This is a genomic window from Citrobacter tructae, from assembly GCF_004684345.1.
Lineage (GTDB): Bacteria > Pseudomonadota > Gammaproteobacteria > Enterobacterales > Enterobacteriaceae > Citrobacter > Citrobacter tructae.
The window spans coordinates 1,774,651-1,800,416 of the sequence record NZ_CP038469.1; the positions used below are offsets into that span (position 1 = coordinate 1,774,651).

Below are 25,766 nucleotides of genomic sequence, written 5' to 3' on the forward strand. Positions count from 1 at the left end.
AATACTGAATTACTTAACTTTGCAATCAATCGAAGGGCGGCGGTGCCAGCACTTCACGATTACCATTATGCCCTTGCTCACTAACGATCCCCTGCGCTTCCATCTGTTCGATGATACGTGCCGCACGGTTGTAGCCAATACGGAACTGGCGCTGGACGCCGGAAATTGAGGCTTTACGTTTTTCCGTGACAAACTTAACGGCCTGGTCAAACAGCGGATCCAGTTCTTCCCCGCTGTCAAAACCACCGCCACCGCCTTCGCTTTCGCTGTCAGAGGTGATCCCCTCAACGTATTGCGGACGACCGCGGGCTTTCCAGTCCTGAACAACGGCGTGAACTTCTTCATCGCGTACAAAGGCACCATGCACGCGCACTGGAATTGTCGAGTTTGGCGCGGAATAGAGCATATCCCCCATCCCCAACAGTGATTCTGCCCCTGACTGATCAAGAATGGTACGCGAGTCAATTTTGCTCGACACGGTGAAGGCGATACGGGTCGGGATGTTGGCTTTGATAAGCCCGGTAATCACATCAACCGATGGACGCTGGGTCGCCAGCACCAAGTGGATCCCCGCCGCACGCGCTTTTTGCGCCAGTCGGGCGATCAACTCTTCCACCTTTTTGCCGACGGTCATCATCAGGTCAGCAAATTCATCCACCAGGACCACAATGTAAGGCTCTTTTTTCAGCACCGGATGGGTAACATCCATGCTATCGCCTGGCTTCCAGTACGGATCCGGGATCGGACGCCCCATGCGTTCTGCTTCAGCGATCTTCTCGTTGTAGCCCGCCAGGTTACGCACACCAAGCGCTGACATCAGCTTATAACGACGCTCCATTTCATTGACGCTCCAGCGCAGCGCGTTAGCAGCATCTTTCATGTCGGTAACAACTTCAGTCAACAGATGCGGGATGCCTTCATAAACCGACAACTCGAGCATTTTCGGGTCGATCATGATGAATCTCACATCTTCCGGTTGCGCCTTGTACAGCATGCTGAGGATCATGGCATTGACCCCAACAGACTTACCGGAACCTGTAGTACCCGCCACCAGCAGATGCGGCATCTTCGCCAAATCAGCAGTAACCGGTTCACCCGCAATATCTTTGCCAAGCACCACGGTAAGCGGAGATGGATTATCACGGAATTTCGCGTTATCCAGCACTTCGCGCAGATAGACGGTCTGACGTTTTTTGTTCGGTAATTCCAACCCTACGTACGGTTTACCCGGAATAACCTCCACCACACGAACCGCAGCGGTCGACAATGAACGTGCCAGGTCACGGGAGAGGTTAGAAATCCGCGCGGCTTTAACACCCGGCGCCAGATTCAGTTCAAAACGGGTAATCACCGGGCCCGGCGAATAGTTCACCACATCGGCTTTAATGCGAAAATCAGCTAAGCGAGCTTCAACCAGACGCGCCATTTGCTCCAGTGCGAAAGTATCTATTGGCTCAACTTCCGCCGGAGGCGGGGTGAGCAGATCCAGTGATGGCAGCAGTGTAGTTGGGCGTTGTACAGGACGGCTGTCGCCATTGCGCATCAATAACGGATGGATCAGGCTATCCTGTGGCTGCGGTGCAACAGGTTGCGGCGGCTGCTGATAATGTTGATGCGGCGCGACAGGCTGCGGCGGCTGCTGGTAATGCTGCTGCGGCGCAACAGCCTGTGGCGGCTGCTGATAATGCTGCGGTGCGACAGGTTGTGGTGCCGGTTCCGGCATCACGCTTGGGGTAAACAGCGGCTCATGCGGGCCATCATCCACCAGCGCTTTCATCGGTGAGAAGGCAAAATCATCCAGAGAGAACGGATTAGCACCAGCAGGCTGTTCACCGGAATAACGCTGCTGCTGGGAAGAGGCAAATTGACGGGCCAACTCCGCTTCTGCTGCAGATTCTTCGTCCTCAACCTGATGCGTATCGTCCTGATACTCTTCACCATAGCGATGCTGCTGCGACTGTGCGAACTGACGCGCCAGCTCATCCTGTTGCATAGCATCAATTTCATCGTCGGTATAGTCAGTGTCCGCATCAAGCTGCTCTTCACGCGCTTTCTCTTCGGCCATACGCTGCGACGGTAATTTTATGCCATAGGAAGCCAGCTCACGACGCGTTGGCACACGGACGCGATTTGGACGAGGCAGTTGCGGTCCAATCCCCTCTTTCACCTGTGGACGCGGCGCACCGCTACCCGCCAGGCTAAACACAGGTGCAGAGGCGGCGGCCCCAGCACCCAATGCTGCGTTTTTCACTCCAGCAGCCAGCGGCGCAACTGCAGCGACAGATTCAACCGGTGGTATAGAAGCGGCCGTCGTCATCGATGGCATAGACGGTTTAACACGCTCAGGTTCCTGAGCAGGTTCTGGAATCGGCTGATACCAGGCAGCTAACTGCTCACGTTCACGTGCACGTTTTTCTTCAACTTCTTCAAAGTAGTAGAGCGGCGGACGTACCGGTTTAGTCTCTTCCACGATCGGTTCAGGCTCTACAACTGGCGGTTGCTCAGCAACAGGTTCTTGCACGAAGGTAGGCTGCTGCTGATACACGGGCTGCGGCTGGAATGTAGATTCCTGTTGATAGCCCGATGGCGGGTTATACGCAGGCTCCGCTGAATGAACCGGTTGCTGCACTGGCTCTGGCTGCCAACTTTGTTCAGTAACCGGTGGCTGCCACTGCGGTTGCATTTGTGGCTGCGGAGCTACAGGCTGTTGGTATTGCGGTTCGACAACGGGCGGCACAACATATTGCGGCTGAGGTTCAACCGGTACGGGCTGCTGCCAGGGCTCATAAGCCTGTGCCGTCGGCTGGGAATATTGTGCAGACTGCGGATAACCTTCAGGTGCCTGTGCAATAACCGGCTCAGTCACTTGCGGCGTGGGCGCAGGTTGCCACGCAACGGCCGGTACAGGTTGAACAGGAATGCTCCCAGGGACCGGGGGAGTTTGCAGCAAAGGATCGACTGGTGCACTCCAGGCCTGCGTTGTTGCAGTGGCAGTAGCCGCTGCGGCGGCTACCACAGGTTCAGTCACCGAGTGACCATTTAGCAGTGGGTCGAATTCATCATATTCAGGCAGCGTGGCACGATTACCGGAGAACAGAACATCATTCGCATCGGCGGCAACGCCACGGGCACTGTATTCAATTTCATCTTCGTCATCCATTCGTTTGCCGGAAAACAGCGCAGCATCGGTATGACGACCTAGCGGGTTGGTAAATTTCTCGGCCAGACGCTTACGACGTGCTAACGCGCCGCGAAGAATACGGGCCCGGCGTGATTCATGCGGTTTTCCTTGGGCGGCGTCGACAGACTCTTCATCGTCTTCGTATTCTTCGTCATCAACCCAGGTATCATCGCGGCGAGTGCGGTTGCTGGCAAACGTCAGGATATTGAGTAACCAGCCGCCTAATTTTTCCGCAATGCTCACCCATGACCAACCTGTAAACAGCGTCAGGCCTGCGGCCCAGATACACAATAGCGTGAGCGTTCCCCCACTGCTGTGCAGCAGCGGTTGTAGCGTGGTGCTGAGCAGACTGCCAATCACGCCGCCGGAAGCGAAATACCAGATGTCATCGGCATTGATTGCAGCCAGCCCGCAAGAGGTGAGAATAAGCGCCAGAACGCCAATAATGCGCAGCGACACGGCAAAATAGTCGACGTATTCATCACTGGCCTGATGTCGCCAGGTAAACCAACAGCCACCGACAATGATGACAGGTATGGTGTAGGCCATTATGCCAAATATAAAGAACAGGGTGTCCGCCAGCCATGCACCGGGGATCCCTCCAAGATTATGGATAGGTTCGTGCCACGCGGTTTGCGACCAACTGGGATCCGAAGGGTTAAAGCTGAGTAAGGCAGCCATCAACCAGACGGCAAAAAGGGCAATAAGGATCAGTAGCGCTTCCAGAAGTCGGCGCCCGCTGCTTAACTTCGTCAATGTGACGTCTTTGTCTTCAGTGTATTCCTGGCTCAAAAACGGCTCTCCAGGTTTCAGGCTTTTCCTGCCCGATGCTAAAACGGACAACAGCACCGGGTTGCCCCGGCACTGTTGCTGTATGGATTAACAGGAGTGTAATCAAACTACGTCGATTTTGCACCTGTTCCGTGTTAGCGCGTCTTAATTACCAGACGATTGCTCTGTTTGACTTCTTCCATGACCACATAAGTACGTGTGTCATTCACGCCAGGCAGACGCAGCAGGGTTTCCCCTAAGAGCTTACGATATGCTGACATATCCGGTACGCGTGTTTTCAGCAGGTAATCGAAATCACCGGAAACCAAATGACACTCTTGAATTTCTTCAAGTTTTTGTACTGCAGTGTTGAATTGCTCAAACACATCCGGGGCGCCACGATTCAGAGTAATCTCAACAAAAACCAGAAGTGATGCATCCAGATAATGCGGGTTTAACAGCGCCGTATAGCCCTGAATAAAACCCTGTCTTTCCAACCGACGCACGCGCTCAAGGCAGGGCGTTGGTGAAAGTCCCACTCGTTTAGAAAGCTCGACGTTAGAAATACGCCCATCCTTTTGCAGCTCATTAAGAATGTTACGATCGATACGGTCGAGATCTTTGCCAGGGCGCTTCTTACTATCTACCATTATTATTGTCTCTCTGTATTCCTTCCCTACTCCTGCCTGACCCTTCTAACATCACTGTTCAGAGTCGCTACCCATCACAATAACCCGAAACCCAGAGGGATTTACGGTGCGCAATGCCTGGGTTTATGGTGAGAAGACCGTTGCCTGTCGGCGGCTATCGACATCACGAATGGCATCTGTCCACACCATGCGTAGATTTCGCTAACTCGGTAAACATGGTATCTGGATGCATGATTATGCAGCACACACACGACACAGTTTTTTTCTTCCTTGAATGTTTTCGCAAAACAGCAGGGGATTGTCAAAGCAAAACATCGATTTTTAGTACAACATGCCAGTTATTCATTGGGAGTGATGAGAAATCGTCATTTTATCGCCTTATAACTGGCCAATTTTAAGTAGAAATCGTTATATCCCCCTTCATACTTCAAGCTGCCTGTGCGTGGCCCTCACGCCCTTTCATCGGTTCCCGCTATTGCACAAATTGTTAACAAAATCGCCATACTCTTTTTTTACGCCTGCAAATTCCCTACAATCCTGCCCATTGCCTGCCAACAACTATGGGGATCTCATGGGCACGACCAAACACAGTAAACTTCTTATTCTGGGTTCAGGCCCTGCCGGGTATACCGCTGCGGTCTATGCTGCGCGCGCGAACCTGCAACCGGTACTGATCACCGGTATGGAAAAAGGGGGTCAGTTGACCACGACGACGGAAGTCGAAAACTGGCCGGGTGACCCGCACGATCTTACGGGCCCACTGCTGATGGAACGTATGCACGAACATGCGACAAAATTTGAGACGGAAATCATTTTTGATCACATCAGCAAAGTTGATCTGCAGAACCGGCCATTCCGTCTTACCGGCGACAATGGCGAATACACCTGCGATGCGCTGATTATCGCGACCGGCGCTTCCGCTCGCTACCTTGGCTTACCTTCTGAAGAAGCATTTAAAGGCCGCGGTGTCTCCGCCTGCGCAACCTGTGACGGTTTCTTCTATCGTAACCAAAAGGTGGCGGTCATTGGCGGTGGTAATACCGCAGTAGAGGAAGCGCTGTATCTGGCAAACATCGCCTCTGAAGTCCATTTGATTCACCGTCGCGACAGTTTCCGTGCAGAAAAAATCCTCATCAAGCGCCTGATGGATAAAGTCGAAAACGGCAACATCGTGCTGCACACGCACCGTACGCTGGAAGAAGTCACCGGCGATCAGATGGGCGTAACCGGGCTGCGTCTGCGTGATACTCAAAACACCGATAACATCGAGTCTCTGGATGTTGCAGGTCTGTTTGTCGCCATTGGTCATAGCCCAAATACTGCCATTTTTGATGGTCAGCTTGAGCTGGAAAACGGCTATATCAAAGTTCAGTCCGGCATTCACGGCAATGCGACGCAAACCAGCATTCCGGGTGTGTTTGCGGCCGGTGACGTAATGGATCATATTTATCGCCAGGCGATTACCTCAGCAGGTACAGGTTGTATGGCAGCCCTTGATGCTGAGCGTTATCTCGACGGTCTGGCTGACGCTTGCGAATAAGTTTTACAAATCAGTAACAAAAGTAAAAAAGGCGACTATAAGTCGCCTTTATTTTTGCCCCGTTGTAACATTGTCCTGCCCAAAAATTCCAATAACTCACCTGCTAAGCGAGCAATGAATAAAACCCGTCAAAAAGAGCTAACCCGCTGGTTAAAACAGCAAAGTGTCATTTCCCAGCGTTGGCTGAATATTTCACGCCTGTTAGGCTTCGTCAGCGGCCTGTTAATTGTTGCTCAGGCCTGGCTTCTGGCTCGCATTCTTGATCATATGATCATGGATAATATTCCTCGCGAAGCCCTTCTGCTCCCTTTCATCGTGTTAGTGCTGATTTTCATCCTGCGTGCGTGGGTGGTCTGGCTACGTGAGCGGGTCGGTTTTCACGCAGGGCAGCACATTCGTTTTGAAATTCGTCGTCAGGTTCTAGACCGCCTGCAACAGGCAGGTCCCGCATGGATCCAAGGTAAGCCAGCCGGAAGTTGGGCAACACTGGTGCTAGAGCAGATAGACGATATGCATGATTACTACGCGCGTTATCTGCCGCAAATGGCGCTTGCCGTATGCGTACCCATTTTGATTGTGGCGGCCATTTTCCCATCGAACTGGATAGCCGCCCTTATCCTGCTGGGCACCGCGCCGCTGATCCCATTGTTTATGGCGATGGTCGGTATGGGTGCTGCCGATGCTAACCGCCGTAACTTTCAGGCCCTGGCCCGACTCAGCGGCCATTTCCTCGATCGCCTGCGCGGCATGGAAACGTTAAGAATATTTGGCCGCGGCGAAGCTGAAACAGAAAGTATTCGTGCAGCGTCGCAAGATTTTCGCCAGCGCACCATGGAAGTCCTGCGTCTCGCGTTCCTCTCCTCCGGAGTTCTGGAGTTTTTCACCTCGCTATCCATCGCGCTGGTGGCGGTTTACTTTGGCTTCTCGTATCTCGGCGAACTCAATTTCGGTCACTATGGCGTCGGCGTCACCTTAGCTTCTGGATTCCTGGCGCTGATTCTTGCACCTGAGTTTTTCCAACCTCTGCGCGATCTGGGCACGTTTTATCATGCCAAAGCCCAGGCTGTCGGGGCAGCAGACAGCCTGAAAACGTTCATGGAAACGCCGCTGGCGCACCCTGAACGTGGTGATATTGAGCTGGCAGTAAAAGAGCCGGTTTCGATTACCGCAGAAGAGCTGGTTATCACCTCGCCGGAAGGTAAAATTCTTGCAGGCCCGCTCAATTTCTCGCTACCAGCAGGTCAGCGCGCGGTGCTGGTGGGACGAAGTGGTTCCGGCAAGAGTTCGCTATTGAATGTCTTGTCCGGTTTTCTCTCGTATCAGGGGTCATTACGGATTAACGGCTTTGAACTGCGCGACCTGGCGCCTGATTCCTGGCGCAAACAGCTATCATGGGTCGGGCAAAACCCGCAACTTCCTGCCGCCACGTTACGTGATAATGTGCTGCTGGCACGCCCTGATGCCAGCGAAGAACAGCTTCAGGCCGCGCTCGACAGCGCCTGGGTGAGTGAGTTTTTACCGCTGCTGCCACAGGGCGTGGATACGCCGGTCGGCGATCAGTCCGCTCGACTTTCCGTCGGGCAAGCGCAGCGCGTTGCCGTGGCCCGCGCCTTGCTCAATCCGTGTCAGCTACTGCTGCTGGACGAACCCGCCGCCAGCCTCGATGCTCACAGTGAGCAGCGCGTAATGCAGGCGTTAAACGCGGCATCACGTCGCCAGACCACGCTAATGGTCACACACCAGCTTGAAGACCTTGCCGAATGGGATGCCATTTGGGTCATGCAGGACGGACAGATCGTCGAGCAAGGCACTTATGCTCAACTGAGTGCTGCCAACGGGGCTTTTGCAACACTGTTGGCTCACCGTCAGGAGGACATCTAAATGCGCGCTTTGCTACCTTATCTGACGCTGTATAAACGTCATAAGTGGATGTTAACGCTGGGAATAATTCTGGCGATTATCACGTTGTTAGCAAGCATTGGTTTGCTGACGCTTTCCGGCTGGTTCCTCTCTGCTTCTGCGGTGGTGGGCGTGACCGGGATTTACAGTTTTAACTACATGCTCCCTGCGGCGGGCGTGCGCGGTGCGGCGATCACCCGTACCGCAGGCCGTTATTTTGAGCGACTGGTCAGTCACGACGCGACATTCCGCGTGCTGCAGCACCTGCGTATTTACACCTTTAGTAAACTGCTGCCGCTCTCTCCGGCTGGTCTGGCCCGTTATGGTCAGGGCGAACTGCTTAACCGCGTCGTTGCTGATGTCGACACACTTGATCACCTCTATCTGCGCGTCATCTCTCCGCTGGTTGGGGCATTTGTCGTGATTGTAGTGGTAACGCTTGGACTGAGCGTTCTCGATCTCACGCTAGCCGTCAGCCTTGGCGGCATTATGCTGCTGACCCTGTTTATTTTGCCCCCGCTCTTTTATCAGGCCGGAAAACGCACCGGGCAAAACCTGACACATCTGCGCGGGCAATATCGCCAACAGTTGACCTCCTGGCTGCAGGGTCAGGCTGAACTGACCATTTTTGGCGCAAGCGTTCGCTATCGCGCACAAATGGAAGCCACGGAGTTGCAGTGGCACGAAGCGCAGCGCCACCAGTCAGAATTAACAGCACTGTCTCAGGCCTTAATGCTGCTCATTGGTGCGCTGGCCGTCATCGTGATGCTCTGGATGGCCTCGGGCGGCGTGGGTGGAAATACCCAGCCGGGCGCGCTGATTGCACTGTTTGTATTCTGCGCACTGGCCGCATTTGAAGCCCTGGCCCCGGTTACTGGCGCATTTCAGCATCTCGGTCAGGTGATCGCCTCTGCCCTGCGCATCACAGAACTGACGGAACAGAAACCGGAAGTCACCTTCCCTGACGACGGGTCTACGGTTTCTGAGCAAATTACCCTCACACTGCAAGATGTTTGTTTCAGCTACCCAGGACAGGCGCAAAATGCGCTGGATACCCTTTCCCTGCAGGCTAAGCCCGGCGAGCATATTGCGATTCTCGGCCGCACCGGCTGTGGTAAGTCCACATTGCTGCAATTGCTGACGCGCGCCTGGAATCCACAACGCGGTGAAATATTGTTCAACGATCGCCCGATTTCATCTCTGAGTGAATCAAGTCTGCGTCAAAGCATCAGCGTCGTACCGCAGCGTGTACACCTGTTTAGTGCGACATTGCGCGACAATCTGCTGCTGGCCGCACCGCAGGCCAGTGATGACGTATTATCCGAGATGTTGTGCCGCGTTGGCCTGGAAAAACTGCTGGAAGATGATGGGCTCAACGCTTGGTTAGGTGAAGGTGGTCGTCAACTCTCCGGCGGCGAGCTCCGCCGTCTGGCTATCGCCCGTGCATTGCTACACGACGCCCCGCTGATGCTGCTGGATGAACCTACCGAAGGGCTTGACGCCACAACAGAAAGCCAAATGCTTGAATTAATTAGCGATGTCATGCGAGACAAAACCGTATTGATGGTGACGCATCGCCTGCGCGGACTGTCGCGTTTTAATCAAATAATAGTGATGGACAACGGACAAATTATTGAGCAAGGTAATCACGCAGATCTGTTAGCCAGGCAGGGCCGTTATTACCAGTTTAAGCAACGTCTGTAAGCTATTATTGAACGATCCAACTCGCGTAGTGGAGTTCGCTGTCATGCGCCTGGTGCAACTTTCCCGCAATTCTATCGCCTTCCCGTCACCGGAAGGCGCTTTACGCGAACCTAACGGTTTGCTGGCACTTGGCGGCGATCTCAGCCCTGCCCGCCTGCTTATGGCGTACCAGCGCGGTATTTTCCCGTGGTTTTCTCCCGGCGACCCCATTCTTTGGTGGTCGCCCGATCCGCGCGCTATTTTATGGCCTGAGAATTTTCATCTTAGCCGCAGCATGAAGCGTTTTCATAAACACTCGCCCTATCGCGTCACGCTAAATTACGCATTTGGTCAGGTTATTGAAGGCTGTGCCAATGACCGGGAAGAAGGAACCTGGATAACGCGTGATATTGTGGATGCTTACCACCGGTTGCATGAACTGGGGCACGCGCACTCTATTGAGGTTTGGCAACGAAATGAATTAGTCGGCGGCATGTACGGCGTTTCACAAGGGACACTATTCTGCGGTGAATCGATGTTCAGTCGTCAGGAAAATGCCTCCAAAACTGCGCTGCTTGTTTTTTGCTCTGAATTTAGCCACCAGGGCGGGAAATTAATTGACTGTCAGGTGTTAAATGGCCATACCGCGTCGCTGGGCGCCGTCGAAACCCCTCGTCGGGAGTACCTTGAACACTTAAGCAGACTACGTCAGCAGCGATTACCCAGCCACTTTTGGGTACCCCGGACGTTATTTTTACCTCAGGAGTGAATGTTTTCGGCACATTTTTTGTCGGGGTGTTATAATTGCGTCGCAGAGTCGGTTTAGCCCATTACCCCGCCGCCGTTAAGGAACAGTTCGCGTCAGGCAACGCCTATCGTTTATCTCATCGTTCCCTTACACGTTGCGCTTTAAGTGCAGCTTTGTCGTGTGTGGATAGAGTAATGCGCCAAACCTGATTTGCTGTGTTTTAAACGCACAAATCTTTACTTATTAAAAGAACTTCGGCATTATCTTGCCGGTTCAAATTACGGTAGTGATACCCCAGAGGATTAGATGGCCAAAGAAGACAATATTGAAATGCAGGGTACCGTTCTCGATACGTTACCTAATACCATGTTCCGCGTAGAGTTAGAAAACGGTCACGTGGTTACTGCACATATCTCCGGTAAAATGCGTAAAAACTATATCCGCATCCTGACGGGAGACAAAGTGACTGTTGAGCTGACCCCGTACGACCTGAGCAAAGGCCGCATTGTCTTCCGTAGTCGCTGATTGTTTTCACGCCAGACCGGCGTCCAGATAATAAAAGGTCGGTATATCCGGCCTTTTTTGTGGGCTAAATTTGAGGAATTAATCCTCTATCATGCGCGCATATTCTTCCGTCAAGAAATCGACTAATGCGCGCACCGATGGCAATAATCCCCTTCGCGATGGAAAGACCGCGTGAATAATCTCCCTCTTAGGCTCCCACCCGTCCAGCAATGCCACCAACTCCCCCGCCGCTAATTGATCCTTGACCATTAACTGCGGGAGTTGCACAACGCCTACGCCGGCAACCGCCGCCTCGCGTAACGCCAGCATATCAGTCGTGATCATACGCGGTGTAAAATGCACTTCCGCACGCGCACCCTGTGGGCCAAACAACTCCCAGCGATGAACATGTTTACCGGATGCCAGACTCAGCCCTGGCCAGCGAGTCAGCTCTGCCGGAGCATGTAATGCCCCCATCTGCTCAACCAAACGCGGACTGGCATACAGCCGGTGTCCCCTGTCAGCAAGTACCCGCATCACCAAATCACTGTCTTCAAGAGGACGTGGCCGGACGCGAATGGCCACATCCAGACCTTCCCCAACGACATCAACGCGGCGATTCGTGGCCTCAAGCTGCACTGTCACATCCGGGTAACGCGCCATAAACCGGGCCAGCATGGGTCCAATATGGACATGCAACAACGTCACTGGGCACGTAAGCTTCACAATACCTCGTGGCTCAACCTGCAACGCCGCAATGGCATCCTGTGCCGCCTGCGCCTCAACCAGCATCGCCTTGCAATGTTCGTAAAAAGTCTGCCCGACTTCCGTGACATTAAACTGCCGGGTGGTTCGCTGAATCAAACGCACGCCCAGTCTTTCCTCCAATTGCGCAATACGTCGGCTCAGTTTTGATTTCGGTTCATCAAGCGCACGACCCGCCGCTGCGAATCCTCCCTCTTCGACAACATGAACAAACCATGCGAAATCATTGAGATCCAGTTTCGTCATCTTATTGTCCTATTAATGAGACGGTGAGGGCTATTTTAGCCACTACTCAACTCGCTGTCATGAATATAAGCTTATTTACATCAAGATAACGCCACTGAGGAGACACATATGAAACACGTAACAGGCGTCTACACTGCACCTCGCCCGCACTGGGTGGGCGATGGATTTCCGGTTCGCTCGATGTTCTCTTACCAGTCTCATGCTGAGCAGCTAAGTCCGTTCCTGCTGCTGGATTACGCCGGTCCGCATACCTTCACACCGGGTAGCGAAAAACGCGGTGTCGGCGAGCATCCACATCGTGGTTTTGAAACGGTAACCATTGTTTACAGCGGTGAGGTTGAGCACCGTGATTCAACCGGGCGCGGGGGCATTATCGGTCCGGGCGACGTGCAATGGATGACGGCAGGGGCCGGGATCTTACACGAAGAATTTCATTCACCGGAATTTACCCGTAAGGGCGGCGAACTGGAAATGGTCCAGCTGTGGGTCAACCTGCCAGCCAAAGACAAAATGACCGTGCCGGGCTATCAGGGAATCAGCAACGACATTATTCCTACTGTCGCCCTGCCGGATAACGCGGGCACCGTCCGCGTGGTTGCGGGTAGCTATCAGAGCACGAAAGGTCCCGCGCATACCTTCTCGCCGTTGAATGTGTGGGATATGCGCTTGCAAAGCAATCATCCGGCCACGCTGTCCCTGCCAGAAGGATGGAGCACTGCGCTGGTGGTTCTGAAAGGCAATATCACCGTCAACGGCACCACGCCCGTGAGTGAGGCGCAGCTGGTGGTATTAAGCCAGCAGGGCAAAACCCTACATATTGAGGCCAGCAGCGATGCCAGCGTGCTGCTGCTGTCCGGCGAACCGTTAAATGAGCCGATTGTCGGTTACGGTCCGTTTGTTATGAACACAAAACAAGAAATCGCCGAAGCCGTACGCGATTTCAACTCCGGCCGTTTTGGCCAAATCTGAAGCGAAGGAGAATACGATGTCCAGTCCTGCAAATTTTAATGGCTCACGCCCGGTTATTGATGTAGATGATGCGGTGATGCTGCTTATCGATCACCAGAGCGGACTTTTTCAGACCGTCGGTGATATGCCAATGCCCGAACTGCGCGCCCGCGCCGCCGCGCTGGCAAAAATAGCTACCCTGGCGAAGATGCCGGTGATCACCACTGCCTCCGTTCCTCAGGGACCCAACGGCCCGTTGATCCCGGAAATCCACGCCAATGCGCCCCATGCCCAGTATGTAGCACGCAAAGGCGAGATCAACGCCTGGGATAACGAAGACTTTGTTGAAGCCGTCAAAGCAACCGGTCGTAAAACGCTGATTATTGCCGGCACGATCACCAGCGTCTGCATGGCTTTCCCGGCCATCAGCGCGGTGGCGGAAGGGTATAAAGTGTTTGCCGTCATTGACGCTTCCGGCACTTACAGCAAGATGGCGCAGGAAATCACGCTGGCACGTGTGGTGCAGGCAGGCGTTGTGCCAATGGATACCGCAGCCGTCGCGTCTGAAATACAGCGGACGTGGAACCGGGAAGATGCCGCTGAATGGGCGGAAGTGTACACCAAAGTCTTCCCGGCCTATCAGCTGCTGATCGAAAGCTACAGCAAAGCTCAGGACGTCGTGAACAACGGTGAAAAACTGGACTCTCAGCGCTAATCATATTTTCCGTGCCTGCCCGGGCGTAGAATATGTCTAATGCTTAACCAAACGACAGTGAATACGTAAATTCTGCTTGACCGTTTTAGCGCAACTCCCTATAGTAGCGCCCCGTTGCCCCCCAAGCGGTCAGGCAGCAATACAATACGGTGAGGTGTCCGAGAGGCTGAAGGAGCACGCCTGGAAAGTGTGTATACGGCAACGTATCGAGGGTTCGAACCCCTCTCTCACCGCCACATTTGAGAAAGAGCTCGTACGCAAGTACGGGCTTTTTTTTCGTCTGTCGTTTATGCAGGATGCAGCGCAAACACCGTATCCTGCTAAATGATTATCGTCTGCTGAGTAGCGTCAACACTTCATAGTGCGCGGTATGTGGGAACATATCGAAAAGCTGGACGCGCTCAATGCGATACCCTGACAACTCACGAATATCCTTCGCCATGCTTTGCGCATTACAGCTGGAGTAAACAATAAACTTTGGCGCCATACGGGAAAGATAATCACACAGTGGTTTGCCAATCCCCCTACGCGGCGGGTTCACCAGCACCAGATCCGGAACTTCTCCCTGCGCCGTCGCGAATTGGGTGGAGTCCAGCGCCTGAAAATGCAGATTCTGTAACCCCAATTCCTGCGCAGACTGTTTCGCACAGGCAATCGCCTCTGGTGCGATTTCAATCCCCGTCAGTTTCATCTGCGGCGTGGCACAATGCAGACCAAAGCCCCCGACACCACAAAACAGATCCCACATGTGGTTGATCTGAAGCTGACGCACCCAGTCGCGAGCCGTGGCATACAAGCGCCCCGCCACCACTGGGTTGGTCTGAAAGAAGCTCTGCGGGCGGATCCACAGCGGAACATCGTTAAAAAGTTCTGCCAGCGCCTGCTGCTCGGTCAGGAAGATTTCTGTCTCACCTTCCATAATCGCCATATGCACCGGCTGAATATTGACCGTAATCACCTTGAGCTGCGGTAACTGCGCCTGCAACCACGGCAGCGCCGCGCGCAGTTGCTCCAGCTTCGCCTCAGAGCGTAAGACAAAACGCAGCATCATACCGCCATCAAACTGACTTTCCGTTAACAGGACATATTTAAGTTCGCCCCGCTTACGCGCCACGTTATAGGGGGTCAGCCCCGCGCGGGCGATAAAGGGCTTTAGCGCGGCAAACACCGGCGAAAATGAGGCGGGGTAAAGCGGACAGTCACACAAGTCTTCAGGCGTACCGTCACGATGCAGCATGCCTAACAGCGGTTTTTCCACGCTGCCGCTCACGACCATCTTGGCTTTATTACGAAAGGCGCTCTCCGGGCCGCCGACTGGCGCGCACCATTCCCCAACCGAATAATCGGCAAGCAGATCCTGGAGATCGACTATTTTTGCACGGAGTTGATCGCCAACAGGTTGTGTTATCCACTGACAGGAGCGGCAGCGATCGGCGTCATAAAGTGCGCACTGCATACGAAAACCTTCAAATTAACCGGGGCGAAGATTATACACATTATTGCAAACGGAAGAACCGTCGACTGGATGCCGGAACAAACAACAGCAGCAGCACCAGCATATCTGGCAATTTCTGCATCACCAGCGTGCGAAAAATTTCACGCTTCGATTCTCCCGCAATACTAAACAACTCCGGATAACCGTAACCCAACGACGCCGCCCACAAATAACCGGAGGCTACCACCTGGGTAAACAAATAAATCCAGCGCGCCCAGTTACGCCCTTTTACTAATGAAAATGCACAATAAATTTCGATAAAGACCAGTATCAGACTGCTTAAAAATACCAGCGTCAAATCCCAGGTCTGCACGCTACGGTGAATGAACGCGATCGTCCCGCGCATGCCCAGCGTGTTAAAAATCATCAACAGATCGAGGCCGCGGATCATAATAATAGCGAGCGCCGCTACCTGCACCAAAGCAGGGACGTTTAAGCGAGCATGTGATGTGGATGATTTCTTAAAAAATCCCAACGCGTCGTCTTCCGTGAAAACGGTGCAGCGCCACATGCTGCACCGAGTAGAGGTTGGCAGATTTTAGTTTTTTCAGCCGCGTCTTGCACGCTGGATATCGCGCAATCGCTGCTTTTCTGTCCGGGCCATCAGATACCACGCGATAAATCCGATAATTCCGACCACGCCAAGAATAAGCGTAGCCAGTGCGTTAATCTCCGGATTAACCCCCATGCGTACACTGGAGAACACTAGCATCGGCAATGTCGTCGCCCCAGGACCCGAAACAAAACTGGCGATCACCAGATCGTCGAGCGATAGCGTGAAAGCCAACAACCAGCCGGAAATCACCGCCGGCATAATCATCGGCAGCGTGATGACAAAGAATACTTTCAGTGGCGTGGCGCCAAGATCCATCGCCGCTTCTTCGATGGAGTGATCCAGTTCGCGCAAACGTGAGGAGATAACGACCGCCACATACGCCGTACAGAAGGTGACGTGCGCCAGCCAGATAGTCAACATCCCGCGATCTGCCGGCCAGCCAATGGCATGAGCCATAGCGACAAACAGTAGCAACAGCGACAACCCTGTAATGACATCCGGCATAACCAGCGGCGCGGTGATCATAAAGGCAAACCCATTCGAACCACGGAAACGGCCAAAGCGCACCAACACCACGGCGGCAATCGTACCGAGGATCACCGCCATCGTTGCTGCACAAGCGGCAATGGTCAAGCTCATACCGACGGCACTTATCATCGCGGTATCGTGCAACAATTCTCCGTACCAGCGCGTTGACCACCCAGCCCAGACCGTCACCAGTTTGGAACTGTTAAACGAATAGATAACCAACATCAGCATCGGCGCGTACAAGAAGGTGAATCCCACCACCAGGATAAAGATGCGCCACGGCGAGCGAACGACCGGTAAGTTATTCATCCGTGTTCCCCCACGCTTTTTTGCTGATATTTATGGAACCACATGATCGGCACAATCAGTAACAGCAGCATAATAATCGCCACGGCAGACGCCACCGGCCAGTCGCGGTTATTGAAAAACTCCTGCCACAGCACGCGACCAATCATAATACTGTCTGGCCCGCCCAGCAGTTCAGGGATAACAAACTCCCCGACCGCCGGGATAAACACCAACATTGACCCGGCGATGATCCCACCTTTTGTCAACGGCACGATCACGCTAAAGAAGGTTTTCAGCGGGCGGGCTCCGAGGTCCAGCGCCGCCTCCACCAGCGAATAGTCAATACGCGTCAGCGCGGTATAGATCGGCAGCACCATAAACGGCAAATAGGCGTATACAATACCGATATAGACCGCCAGGTTCGTGTGCAGGATCGTCAGCGGCTGATCGATAACCCCCAGCCACATCAGAAAATTATTCAGGATCCCGTTATTTTTCAGGATCCCCATCCACGCATACACACGGATCAAAAAAGATGTCCAGGACGGCAGAATCACCAACAACAGCAGGATATTACGCGTTGACGGTTTGCTGTGCGCCACGGCCCATGCCAACGGATACCCCAGCAGAAGACAGCAAATCGTCGAAATCCCCGCCACCTGTAACGATTGCAGGTAGGCATCGACATACAGCGGATCGGCTGTCAGTTGCAGGAAGTTGCCTAAATTGAGCGTGATAGAAAGCTGATCGTCTGCCCATGAAATGAGATCAGAATAAGGTGGGATCGCCCGCGCCATCTCAGACAAAGAGATCTTAAAGACGATTAAAAACGGCAGCAAAAATAACAGAACCAGCCAGACATAAGGCAGCGCAATCACGACCTTACGCCCGTGCTTCATCTGCATCCGCGACATATACAGCGTGAAACGGCTCGCTTTATCCACGCGCGCCGGAGGTTCAAGTGTACTCATTTTCACTCCTTAAACCGTCAACACTACGCAACTGTCAGCATCCCAACACAAACGTACCTCATCGCCCCAGGTCGGTAGCCCCTTACGATAGCGATGTTCGTTTTGTAACTGGGCGCTCAACATCTGGCCGCTTTTTAAACGGACGTGGTAAACAGACAAATCGCCGAGGTAGGCAATATGCACCACTTCCCCCACCGCAAAGTTATAGCCATCTGGCGGAGGGGCCTCACAGAGCATAATTTTTTCCGGACGCAGCGCGACATACACCGGGACGTTATCAACGATGGAGGCATCGGCATCAACTTTCAGCGGATGGACCAGCCCCGGAGAGTCAATGACTAGGCCATCTTCCTGACGCTCCTTCAGCAGCCCTTCAAACACGTTTACCGAGCCGATAAATTCCGCACTGTAACGGGTGGTCGGATGCTCATAAATCTCTTCAGGCTCGCCGATTTGCACGAACTTGCCGCGATTCATGATCGCAATACGTCCCGCCATTGTCATGGCTTCTTCCTGATCGTGCGTCACCATCACACAGGTCACCCCCACGCGTTCGAGGATATCGACCACTTCCAGTTGCATTCGGTCACGGAGTTTTTTGTCCAACGCGCCCATCGGTTCATCCAGCAGCAGCAGCTTAGGCCGTTTTGCCAGACTACGCGCCAGTGCCACACGCTGACGCTGACCACCGGAAAGCTGGTGCGGTTTACGTTTGGCAAATTCCTGCATATGCACCAGGCCCAGCATTTCGTTGACGCGTTGGGTAATTTCAGCTTTCGGCAACTTGTCCTGCTTAAGACCAAAGGCAATGTTCTGCTCCACCGTCATATGCGGAAACAGCGCATAGGACTGAAACATCATATTAATCGGACGCAGATACGGCGGGACATGCGCTAAATCGACACCGTCGAGCATGATTTGCCCGGTGGTCGGCAGTTCAAAGCCCGCCAGCATACGCAGCAGGGTCGATTTGCCGCAGCCGGACGCGCCCAGCAGAGCAAAAATTTCACCTTTGTAGATAGTCAAGCTGACGTCATCGACGGCGTGCTGACCATCAAATGACTTGGTCAGATTGCGAATCTCAAGAAGCGGGGTCAGCGCTTTACGGGTCTTCGCCTGTGGGCGGGGGGTCGCATCATTCACTCTAGTGCTCTCCGGCATAAAACAAAGAAACGGTGCAAATAACGCACCAGCATGGTGCGTATTGCCGGGTTATGGGTGTTCAGAGATTGGGAGTCCCGGCGAACACACGTGCCGCCGGGTCATGTCCCTGACGCGGGTTATTTCCCGCTTTTCACCTTGGTCCAGGCGCGGGTACGGACACGATCGATCTTCGGATCCTGCACTTTCAGCGTGAACAGTTTGGCTCGCACATCGGCTGGCGGATAAATACCCGGATTGTCACGAACTTCAGGGCTGACCAGCGCCGTCGCTTCTTTGTTCGCATTGGCGTAGAACACGTGATCGGAAATATGGGCAATCACATCCGGGCGCAGCAGGTAGTTGAGGAACTGATACGCCTCATCTTTGTTTTTAGCATCCGCAGGCATGGCGAAAACATCGAAGAACGCCATCGCCCCTTCTTTTGGAATTGAGAAAGAAATATTGACGCCATTTTTCGCTTCTTTCGCACGATTGGCAGCCTGCCATACGTCCCCTGCCCAGCCGATTGCCACACAGGTATCACCGTTTGCCAGATCGTTAATGTATTGAGAAGAGTGGAAATAGCGAATATTCGGACGCAGTTTCAGCAGCAGATCGGTTGCCGGTCCGGTGTAATCATCCGCTTTGGTACTATTCGGGTCTTTGCCCAAATAGTTCAGCACGGTGGCAAACACCTCTTCGGGCGCGTCGAGGAAAGAGACACCACAACTTTTCAGTTTTTCCAGATTTTCCGGCTTCAGGATAAGATCCCAACTGTCTACCGGCGTATCTGCCCCCAACACCGCTTTGACTTTATCAACGTTGTAACCAATACCGGTGGTTGCCCACATATACGGCATCGCAAACTTGTTGTCAGGATCGTGTTTTGCCACCAGTTTCAACAGTTCGGGATCGAGGTTTTTCCAGTCCGGCAGTTTGCTTTTATCCAGCGGCTGGAATACACCCGCAGTAAGCTGACGCTCAAGGAAGCTGGCGGAAGGGACGACAAGGTCAAAGCCGGTGCTGCCCGCCATGAGCTTACCTTCCAACACTTCATTGGAGTCGAATACGTCATAAACCACTTTAATCCCGGTCTCTTTTTCAAAATTAGCCACCGTGTCCGGAGCGATATAATCAGACCAGTTATAAATATGCAGCGTTTTTTGTTCAGCAGCGAGCGTGCCGGCAGAGATGGACATCAGAGCACCCGCAACCAGGCCTGATAACCATTTTTTATTTAAGGCGGTCATAATCTCTTTCCTTCTGAAAGTTCGTTAACAAACGAACAAAAAAGTCACACTCTACGATATGCAAGAAACGTGCATATTCTTTCATTCAGCGCTAATGGAAAGAGAGGCTTCCCCTGCGCCACTATGGCTCGCTGATAACCGCTAAATCATTCAACATGCATTGCGGCCACATGTAGACCACAAGGGAATAATTGAAGGATAACGTTTATAAGCCTCGCCAGAATAACTTTAGCCAGGATTCGAGGATATAGCCCAGTTAAAAAAACGTCTTTTATCAATTTTTTATGCAGGTTTTGTCTATGACATAAAGCGGAAGGCGCAGATCTGAAGTGAATAACTCTTTAATGAAAGGTTAAATACAGAATAAAAATAGGGTAATACGCAACCGCTCTGACAGCGGCTGCGCTATTGGCATCATGGCTCAGGAAGTATTAATGGAGGAAATGGGTCTCAGTGCTGCCGTTTTGCACATCTTCTTCGGCGTTAAATAACAGCTGATGCGCCCCGGCTTCAAGGATCACCATTGATATCTGTTCTTCGCTCTGACGAACAAAACATTCAAACTGCTCAAACGTGACGCCCGGCACAACGTATAAAGACTGGCAAACCACCAGCTTTGGCAGATTATCATCTTGCATGTCCAGAAACGCTTTCACCGTCAGCGAACTGGCATTGATGGACGACAGATCGGCGGCAAGCGGCAGCAAAGCGGAGGGCCTGACTTCCGCCATCGCAGAAAACAGAACAACGTTATCCACCAAATCAATTTTCGCATCAAAGATGCCGTCGAAGTTTTGCATGTGAGGTAAATGCAGCGCCTGACAGGTATCGCATTCAAAAAAACTCATGCCCAGGTCGTCGAGCCATTGACGCAACGTATCCAGAGTGGGAACGACCAGTGATGTCATAATAATGTGCGACCTCTTTCGATGAAAAAATTACCGGCACAGCTTACGCAAAAAGACTGCGTCATACCACGATCGCAATCGATATTGCGTTTAGCCGCCGATTTTAAGACAAAATTCAGGTGTAGCATGGCGTTCGATCCACTGGATCATCCGCGCAGCAATATCAATCCCCGTGGTTTTCTCCACGCCTTCCAGCCCCGGAGAAGCATTAACTTCCATGACCAGCGGCCCACGGTCTGCACGCAGTATATCAACCCCCGCAACATCCAGACCCATGGTCCGGGCAGCCTTGATCGCAATGTCTCTTTCACGCGTCGTAATATTTGCAATACTGGCAACGCCGCCACGATGAAGATTGGAACGAAAATCGCCCTCTTTTGCGCGACGCTCAATAGCGGCAACCACCTCGTCTCCCACGACAAAGCAGCGAATATCCCGCCCTTTCGCCTCTTCAATATATTCCTGAACCAGAATGTGCGCATTCAGCCCACGAAACGCATCCACGACGCTCTCCGCAGCCTGACGCGTCTCGGCCAGCACCACACCGATGCCCTGTGTGCCTTCCACCAGCTTCACCACCAACGGCGCGCCGCCGACCATATCAATCATGTCGCTGGTGTCGTCAGGTGAATGAGCGATTCCGGTGATGGGCAAATCAATCCCCTGACGTGCCAGCAACTGCAACGAACGCAACTTATCGCGCGCACGGGTGATCGCCACCGACTCATTCAACGGATAGCTACCTAGCATCTCAAACTGGCGCAATGCCGCCGTACCGTAAAAGGTAATAGCCGAGCCTATTCTTGGGATGACCGCGTCAAAATGGGGGAGTTGACGGCCCTTGTAATGAATCGAAGACGCCGCCGGGCTGATGTTCATATAACAGGAAAGGGGATCGATAATTTCAACCAGGTGACCACGCTGCATCGCCGCTTCGCGCAGGCGCTTACAAGAATAGAGCGTTCCATCCCGGGACAAAATGGCAATTTTCACCCTGCACCTCTCTGAAAGACCTGCTAAAAGCTGGCGTATAATACACTGGGTTAAAATCTTTAGCGCGTAGCCCATCCCTGTTTATGCAAATATTCCAGGATAAAGGGACGATTTTCTTTGATGATAGTACGGCGGATATGATCGCTCCATGTATCGCGACGCGTGTTGCTACCACGGGTAAGGTAATACTGTGCAAGCTGCTCATCATAGTGCGCCAGTGCGTCCATATCGAGCGGCTGGTACTGATTTTCATGCACCACAATAGCTGCTGGCAATCGCGGTTTGATATCTGGGTTATCCGCAGGCCAGCCAAGGCACAGGCCAAACAGCGGCAGAACATGCTGCGGCAGTTTCAGTAACTCAGTTACCGACTCGATATTATTGCGCAGCCCGCCAATAAACACACCGCCAAGACCCAACGACTCTGCAGCGGTCAGCGCATTTTGCGCCATCATCGCCGTATCGACCACGCCCAGCAGCAGTTGTTCTGCCAGACCCAGTTGTGCATCAGGGCAAATCTGTAAATGACGGTTAAAATCGGCGCAAAACACCCAAAATTCAGCGGCCTGTGCCACGTGCGGTTGCCCGCCCGACAGCGTTACCAGCGACTCACGCAAGGCCTTATCCGTTACCCGAATTATCGTGCTGCACTGCAAAAAACTAGAACTCGACGTGCCTTGCGCGGCAGCAATAATCGCCTCGCGCTGCGCATCCGAAATCAACGCATCGGTGAAATGGCGAATAGAACGGTGGCTACGAAGTAAATCAATGGTTGGAGTCATCTCTTTTTTCTCTGGCTGAACGGGAAGAAACATCAGATGTTCGTGACATCAGTTGCGGTGCCAACAGTTGCGCAATGCGCCACATTAATAACACCGCAGCGGGAAGCATCAGCAATACGCCCAGAAAAATCATTACCACACAGGCCAACGGGCTGTTAAGCGGCGCGGGTAAAGTGAGGTAATCGTTAAGCGACAGCAGCGCCAGCGCTAACGACACCATACCGATCGTTTCCAGAATCAATACGCTTTTAGGTAACACACCCACAGTGCGCATACGTGACCTCCCGCGAAGTGGCACTTAGTATAAAACGTTCCGAGTTCTCATGTTTAACAGATATAGAGTAGATGTATCAAAGTAACAGGCTGAACCTGCTTTCCATCCGGCATAAATCGCGGCATCATACAGATATTCGCCATCTGGCTTGATAAGTTCGAGGAGAGAGAGATGTTTGCTGTTATTTTTGGTCGCCCAGGGTGCCCATATTGCGTGCGCGCAAAAGAATTAGCAGAAAAATTAAGCAATGAGCATGAAGATTTTAACTTCCGCTATATCGATATCCATGCCGAAGGGATCTCAAAAGCCGATCTGGAAAAGACAGTGGGTAAGCCAGTCGAAACCGTTCCGCAGATTTTTGTCGATCAGAAACACATCGGCGGCTGCACGGATTTTGAAGCCTGGGCAAAAGAGAATGCGAATCTGTTCGCCTGATTGCTGTCTCTACGCCCTCCACTGGGAGGGCGTAATCAGTGTTTTTTCCGCTGCTGATGCTGATTAAACAAGCTACTGATAAATAAATAGCACAATGCGCCAAGCGCGCACCAAAACACTGCACTAAATAACCATGCCAATTCTTGCCACAGCGAACGTGTGGGCATCAACACGAACCGCATCAATAACAGGCAGCACGGTGCCGCCAACATTGCGCCAAGAAGAGGTCTAAGCACCTCCCGACGATGGGAAAAAAAGCTTGCCGCCGCACCCGGCAATATAAAAAATAACAACCCGACCTCAGGATGCCCAGCCGCCTTAAATGCCCCTTTCACGTTCAGCGTTAATGAAAGACACACCACAATAAAAAGCACAAAGCAGCAGATCGCCCCCGCCCAACCTTGTCTATGTTTCAATCGTTCCTCCTGACACTCTCTATCGAACACACTTTTCGCCCAAAGGCGTCCAGTCAGATAAAGTCGTTCGGCATTCCATGCCAAAAACACACTCACACGATTCTTATAGCCGTTGAAACGTAATGAGATTAAACTAGCCGCATATATTGTCATGCTGCTTTATTTGGGGCTGTGTACGATGCTGTCGCCCCCTTAATTTCTGGCAAAAACATTAGCGTAAATTGCCATTTCTTTCAATAGCTTACTAGTAAACAAGAAGTTAGCCTCCGTGAATATAAACGTCGCAGATTTGTTAAATGGGAATTACATCCTGTTATTATTTGTGGTCCTGGCTCTGGGCCTGTGTCTGGGTAAATTACGCCTGGGGACAGTCCAACTCGGTAATTCCATTGGCGTTTTAGTGGTGTCCCTATTATTAGGTCAGCAGCACTTTAGTATTAACACTGATGCTTTAAATCTCGGCTTTATGCTGTTTATTTTTTGTGTCGGCGTCGAAGCTGGTCCCAACTTTTTTTCGATTTTTTTTCGCGATGGGAAAAATTACCTAATGCTTGCTCTGGTCATGGTCGGCAGCGCAATGCTGATCGCCCTGGGGCTGGGTAGGCTATTTGGCTGGGACATCGGACTGACAGCAGGCATGTTGGCAGGCTCAATGACTTCAACGCCGGTGCTGGTCGGTGCAGGTGACACATTGCGCCATTCGGGGATGACGGGAACACAGCTGTCGACCGCCCTCGACAACCTGAGTCTCGGTTACGCGCTGACCTATCTGATCGGACTGGTCAGCCTGATTGTCGGTGCCCGCTACCTACCAAAACTGCAGCACCAGGATCTACAAACCAGCGCCCAACAAATCGCCCGTGAACGTGGACTCGACACCGACGCTAACCGTAAGGTCTATCTGCCGGTGATCCGTGCCTATCGTGTAGGTCCGGAACTGGTTGCCTGGGCTGACGGTAAAAATCTGCGCGAGTTGGGCATCTATCGCCAGACCGGTTGTTATATCGAACGTATCCGTCGCAACGGTATTCTGGCTAACCCGGACGGCGACGCCGTGCTGCAGATGGGCGATGAAATCGCCTTAGTGGGTTACCCGGATGCACATGCTCGCCTCGACCCAAGTTTCCGTAACGGCAAAGAAGTGTTCGATCGTGATCTACTCGATATGCGCATTGTCACCGAAGAGATCGTGGTCAAGAACCACAATGCCGTCGGCCGTCGTCTGGCACAGCTAAAACTGACCGATCATGGCTGCTTCCTTAACCGCGTAATCCGCAGCCAGATTGAGATGCCGATTGATGACAACGTGGTGCTCAATAAAGGCGACGTGTTGCAAGTAAGCGGCGATGCCCGCCGCGTAAAAACCATCGCAGACCGTATCGGCTTCATTTCAATTCACAGCCAGGTGACCGATTTGCTGGCCTTCTGCGCCTTCTTTATCATCGGCCTGATGATTGGAATGATCACATTCCAGTTCAGTAATTTCAGCTTTGGCATCGGAAATGCTGCGGGACTGCTTTTCGCCGGAATTATGCTTGGCTTCCTGCGAGCCAACCACCCGACGTTTGGCTACATCCCGCAGGGTGCGCTGAACATGGTGAAAGAGTTTGGTCTGATGGTCTTTATGGCGGGCGTCGGCTTAAGCGCGGGTAGCGGTATTGGCAACGGCCTCGGTGCAGTTGGTGGACAAATGCTGATTGCGGGTCTGGTTGTTAGCCTGGTGCCGGTTGTCATCTGTTTCTTGTTTGGCGCTTATGTATTACGCATGAACCGCGCCCTGCTGTTTGGGGCCATGATGGGTGCACGAACCTGCGCTCCGGCGATGGAAATCATCAGCGACACTGCACGCAGCAACATCCCTGCTTTAGGTTACGCTGGCACATATGCCATTGCCAACGTCTTACTGACACTGGCGGGGACACTTATCGTCATCGTCTGGCCTGGCCTCGGTTAAAAATTGCGCCTTAAATGAAAATTTTTTGCATGTAAGCAGAACTTTTCTTCAAGGTGTCAGTCATAACTATTGCCACTGCTTTTCTTTGATGTCCCCAATTTGTGGAGCCCATCAACCCCGCCG

23 protein-coding genes and 1 tRNA gene are annotated in these 25,766 nt (G+C 52.7%); 10 read left to right on the forward strand and 14 right to left on the reverse strand.

What is annotated here, in order from left to right; all coding sequences use genetic code 11:
• Nucleotides 1-25 precede the first annotated feature (25 nt).
• A complete protein-coding gene (locus E4Z61_RS09340; protein WP_135322526.1) occupies nt 26-3,973 on the reverse strand; it encodes a DNA translocase FtsK in 3,948 nt (1,315 codons plus the stop codon).
• A gap of 134 nt (nt 3,974-4,107) precedes the next feature.
• On the reverse strand, nt 4,108-4,602 hold the full coding sequence (lrp, locus tag E4Z61_RS09345) for a leucine-responsive transcriptional regulator Lrp (protein ID WP_000228473.1): 495 nt from the start codon (nt 4,600-4,602) through the stop codon (nt 4,108-4,110).
• A gap of 571 nt (nt 4,603-5,173) precedes the next feature.
• On the opposite strand from lrp, the gene trxB reads away from it, so the two are divergent.
• The 5 genes from trxB to infA all read left to right on the forward strand — a co-directional run bounded on the left by trxB (nt 5,174) and on the right by infA (nt 10,997).
• Complete coding sequence (gene trxB, locus E4Z61_RS09350) at nt 5,174-6,142, forward strand: thioredoxin-disulfide reductase (RefSeq protein WP_135322527.1); 969 nt, start codon at nt 5,174-5,176, stop codon at nt 6,140-6,142.
• A gap of 114 nt (nt 6,143-6,256) precedes the next feature.
• A complete protein-coding gene (cydD, locus tag E4Z61_RS09355; protein ID WP_135322528.1) occupies nt 6,257-8,023 on the forward strand; it encodes a heme ABC transporter permease/ATP-binding protein CydD in 1,767 nt (588 codons plus the stop codon).
• Nucleotides 8,024-9,745 (forward strand): heme ABC transporter ATP-binding protein/permease CydC, encoded by a 1,722-nt coding sequence (gene cydC / locus E4Z61_RS09360; protein WP_135322529.1) that lies wholly within the window; start codon nt 8,024-8,026, stop codon nt 9,743-9,745.
• Nucleotides 9,746-9,788: 43 nt separating this feature from the next.
• Nucleotides 9,789-10,493: a leucyl/phenylalanyl-tRNA--protein transferase gene (aat, locus tag E4Z61_RS09365; protein WP_135324913.1), complete on the forward strand. Its 705-nt coding sequence runs from the start codon at nt 9,789-9,791 to the stop codon at nt 10,491-10,493.
• Nucleotides 10,494-10,778: 285 nt separating this feature from the next.
• Nucleotides 10,779-10,997 (forward strand): translation initiation factor IF-1, encoded by a 219-nt coding sequence (infA, locus tag E4Z61_RS09375; RefSeq protein WP_002211347.1) that lies wholly within the window; start codon nt 10,779-10,781, stop codon nt 10,995-10,997.
• Between the two features lie 78 nt (nt 10,998-11,075).
• Here the strand turns inward: infA and E4Z61_RS09380 are convergent, their stop codons facing one another.
• On the reverse strand, nt 11,076-11,987 hold the full coding sequence (locus tag E4Z61_RS09380) for a LysR family transcriptional regulator (RefSeq protein WP_135322530.1): 912 nt from the start codon (nt 11,985-11,987) through the stop codon (nt 11,076-11,078).
• A gap of 108 nt (nt 11,988-12,095) precedes the next feature.
• Between E4Z61_RS09380 and E4Z61_RS09385 the strand changes: the two genes are divergently transcribed.
• The 3 genes from E4Z61_RS09385 (at nt 12,096) to E4Z61_RS09395 (ending at nt 13,886) form a co-directional block, all read left to right on the forward strand.
• Nucleotides 12,096-12,956, forward strand: a complete 861-nt coding sequence (locus E4Z61_RS09385; protein WP_135322531.1) for a pirin family protein — start codon at nt 12,096-12,098, stop codon at nt 12,954-12,956.
• 16 nt (nt 12,957-12,972) lie between these two features.
• Nucleotides 12,973-13,650: an isochorismatase family protein gene (locus E4Z61_RS09390; RefSeq protein WP_135322532.1), complete on the forward strand. Its 678-nt coding sequence runs from the start codon at nt 12,973-12,975 to the stop codon at nt 13,648-13,650.
• Between the two features lie 148 nt (nt 13,651-13,798).
• Nucleotides 13,799-13,886: transfer RNA gene (locus tag E4Z61_RS09395), tRNA-Ser, on the forward strand.
• A gap of 92 nt (nt 13,887-13,978) precedes the next feature.
• Here E4Z61_RS09395 and rlmC read toward each other — a convergent pair.
• The 10 genes from rlmC to E4Z61_RS09445 form a co-directional block, all read right to left on the reverse strand.
• Nucleotides 13,979-15,106, reverse strand: a complete 1,128-nt coding sequence (rlmC, locus tag E4Z61_RS09400; RefSeq protein WP_135322533.1) for a 23S rRNA (uracil(747)-C(5))-methyltransferase RlmC — start codon at nt 15,104-15,106, stop codon at nt 13,979-13,981.
• A gap of 40 nt (nt 15,107-15,146) precedes the next feature.
• Nucleotides 15,147-15,656 (reverse strand): YbjO family protein, encoded by a 510-nt coding sequence (locus E4Z61_RS09405; protein ID WP_135322534.1) that lies wholly within the window; start codon nt 15,654-15,656, stop codon nt 15,147-15,149.
• A gap of 36 nt (nt 15,657-15,692) precedes the next feature.
• Entirely contained in the window at nt 15,693-16,538 is an 846-nt protein-coding gene (gene potI, locus E4Z61_RS09410) for a putrescine ABC transporter permease PotI (RefSeq protein ID WP_135322535.1), read from the reverse strand.
• Complete coding sequence (gene potH, locus E4Z61_RS09415) at nt 16,535-17,488, reverse strand: putrescine ABC transporter permease PotH (RefSeq protein ID WP_135322536.1); 954 nt, start codon at nt 17,486-17,488, stop codon at nt 16,535-16,537. Before potH ends, potI begins: the two co-directional genes overlap by 4 nt.
• 9 nt (nt 17,489-17,497) lie before the next feature.
• Nucleotides 17,498-18,631: a putrescine ABC transporter ATP-binding subunit PotG gene (gene potG, locus E4Z61_RS09420; protein ID WP_135322537.1), complete on the reverse strand. Its 1,134-nt coding sequence runs from the start codon at nt 18,629-18,631 to the stop codon at nt 17,498-17,500.
• A gap of 137 nt (nt 18,632-18,768) precedes the next feature.
• On the reverse strand, nt 18,769-19,881 hold the full coding sequence (potF, locus tag E4Z61_RS09425) for a spermidine/putrescine ABC transporter substrate-binding protein PotF (protein WP_135322538.1): 1,113 nt from the start codon (nt 19,879-19,881) through the stop codon (nt 18,769-18,771).
• 431 nt (nt 19,882-20,312) lie between these two features.
• Complete coding sequence (locus E4Z61_RS09430) at nt 20,313-20,789, reverse strand: type III secretion system chaperone family protein (RefSeq protein WP_135322539.1); 477 nt, start codon at nt 20,787-20,789, stop codon at nt 20,313-20,315.
• A gap of 90 nt (nt 20,790-20,879) precedes the next feature.
• A complete protein-coding gene (rimK, locus tag E4Z61_RS09435; RefSeq protein WP_135322540.1) occupies nt 20,880-21,782 on the reverse strand; it encodes a 30S ribosomal protein S6--L-glutamate ligase in 903 nt (300 codons plus the stop codon).
• A 59-nt stretch (nt 21,783-21,841) separates the two neighbouring features.
• Nucleotides 21,842-22,564: a nitroreductase NfsA gene (nfsA, locus tag E4Z61_RS09440; RefSeq protein ID WP_135322541.1), complete on the reverse strand. Its 723-nt coding sequence runs from the start codon at nt 22,562-22,564 to the stop codon at nt 21,842-21,844.
• Nucleotides 22,548-22,838 (reverse strand): YbjC family protein, encoded by a 291-nt coding sequence (locus tag E4Z61_RS09445; RefSeq protein ID WP_135322542.1) that lies wholly within the window; start codon nt 22,836-22,838, stop codon nt 22,548-22,550. Before E4Z61_RS09445 ends, nfsA begins: the two co-directional genes overlap by 17 nt.
• A 171-nt stretch (nt 22,839-23,009) precedes the next feature.
• Between E4Z61_RS09445 and E4Z61_RS09450 the strand changes: the two genes are divergently transcribed.
• Nucleotides 23,010-23,273, forward strand: a complete 264-nt coding sequence (locus E4Z61_RS09450; protein WP_135322543.1) for a GrxA family glutaredoxin — start codon at nt 23,010-23,012, stop codon at nt 23,271-23,273.
• 35 nt (nt 23,274-23,308) lie between these two features.
• Here the strand turns inward: E4Z61_RS09450 and E4Z61_RS09455 are convergent, their stop codons facing one another.
• A complete protein-coding gene (locus E4Z61_RS09455; RefSeq protein WP_135324914.1) occupies nt 23,309-23,689 on the reverse strand; it encodes an inner membrane protein YbjM in 381 nt (126 codons plus the stop codon).
• A 268-nt stretch (nt 23,690-23,957) separates the two neighbouring features.
• On the opposite strand from E4Z61_RS09455, the gene E4Z61_RS09460 reads away from it, so the two are divergent.
• Entirely contained in the window at nt 23,958-25,643 is a 1,686-nt protein-coding gene (locus E4Z61_RS09460; RefSeq protein WP_135322544.1) for an aspartate:alanine antiporter, read from the forward strand.
• Nucleotides 25,644-25,766 lie beyond the last annotated feature (123 nt).

Bases quoted from the DNA above. Each gene is read 5' to 3' on its own strand.
- nfsA (WP_135322541.1), bottom strand. From the start codon at position 22,564: ATGACTCCAACCATTGATTTACTTCGTAGCCACCGTTCTATTCGCCAT.
- E4Z61_RS09445 (WP_135322542.1), bottom strand. From the start codon at position 22,838: ATGCGCACTGTGGGTGTGTTACCTAAAAGCGTATTGATTCTGGAAACG.
- cydC (WP_135322529.1), top strand. From the start codon at position 8,024: ATGCGCGCTTTGCTACCTTATCTGACGCTGTATAAACGTCATAAGTGG.
- trxB (WP_135322527.1), top strand. From the start codon at position 5,174: ATGGGCACGACCAAACACAGTAAACTTCTTATTCTGGGTTCAGGCCCT.
- aat (WP_135324913.1), top strand. From the start codon at position 9,789: ATGCGCCTGGTGCAACTTTCCCGCAATTCTATCGCCTTCCCGTCACCG.
- potI (WP_135322535.1), bottom strand. From the start codon at position 16,538: ATGAATAACTTACCGGTCGTTCGCTCGCCGTGGCGCATCTTTATCCTG.
- potF (WP_135322538.1), bottom strand. From the start codon at position 19,881: ATGACCGCCTTAAATAAAAAATGGTTATCAGGCCTGGTTGCGGGTGCT.
- E4Z61_RS09450 (WP_135322543.1), top strand. From the start codon at position 23,010: ATGTTTGCTGTTATTTTTGGTCGCCCAGGGTGCCCATATTGCGTGCGC.
- E4Z61_RS09405 (WP_135322534.1), bottom strand. From the start codon at position 15,656: ATGTGGCGCTGCACCGTTTTCACGGAAGACGACGCGTTGGGATTTTTT.
- E4Z61_RS09390 (WP_135322532.1), top strand. From the start codon at position 12,973: ATGTCCAGTCCTGCAAATTTTAATGGCTCACGCCCGGTTATTGATGTA.
- E4Z61_RS09430 (WP_135322539.1), bottom strand. From the start codon at position 20,789: ATGACATCACTGGTCGTTCCCACTCTGGATACGTTGCGTCAATGGCTC.
- lrp (WP_000228473.1), bottom strand. From the start codon at position 4,602: ATGGTAGATAGTAAGAAGCGCCCTGGCAAAGATCTCGACCGTATCGAT.
- cydD (WP_135322528.1), top strand. From the start codon at position 6,257: ATGAATAAAACCCGTCAAAAAGAGCTAACCCGCTGGTTAAAACAGCAA.
- rlmC (WP_135322533.1), bottom strand. From the start codon at position 15,106: ATGCAGTGCGCACTTTATGACGCCGATCGCTGCCGCTCCTGTCAGTGG.
- infA (WP_002211347.1), top strand. From the start codon at position 10,779: ATGGCCAAAGAAGACAATATTGAAATGCAGGGTACCGTTCTCGATACG.
- potH (WP_135322536.1), bottom strand. From the start codon at position 17,488: ATGAGTACACTTGAACCTCCGGCGCGCGTGGATAAAGCGAGCCGTTTC.
- E4Z61_RS09380 (WP_135322530.1), bottom strand. From the start codon at position 11,987: ATGACGAAACTGGATCTCAATGATTTCGCATGGTTTGTTCATGTTGTC.
- E4Z61_RS09385 (WP_135322531.1), top strand. From the start codon at position 12,096: ATGAAACACGTAACAGGCGTCTACACTGCACCTCGCCCGCACTGGGTG.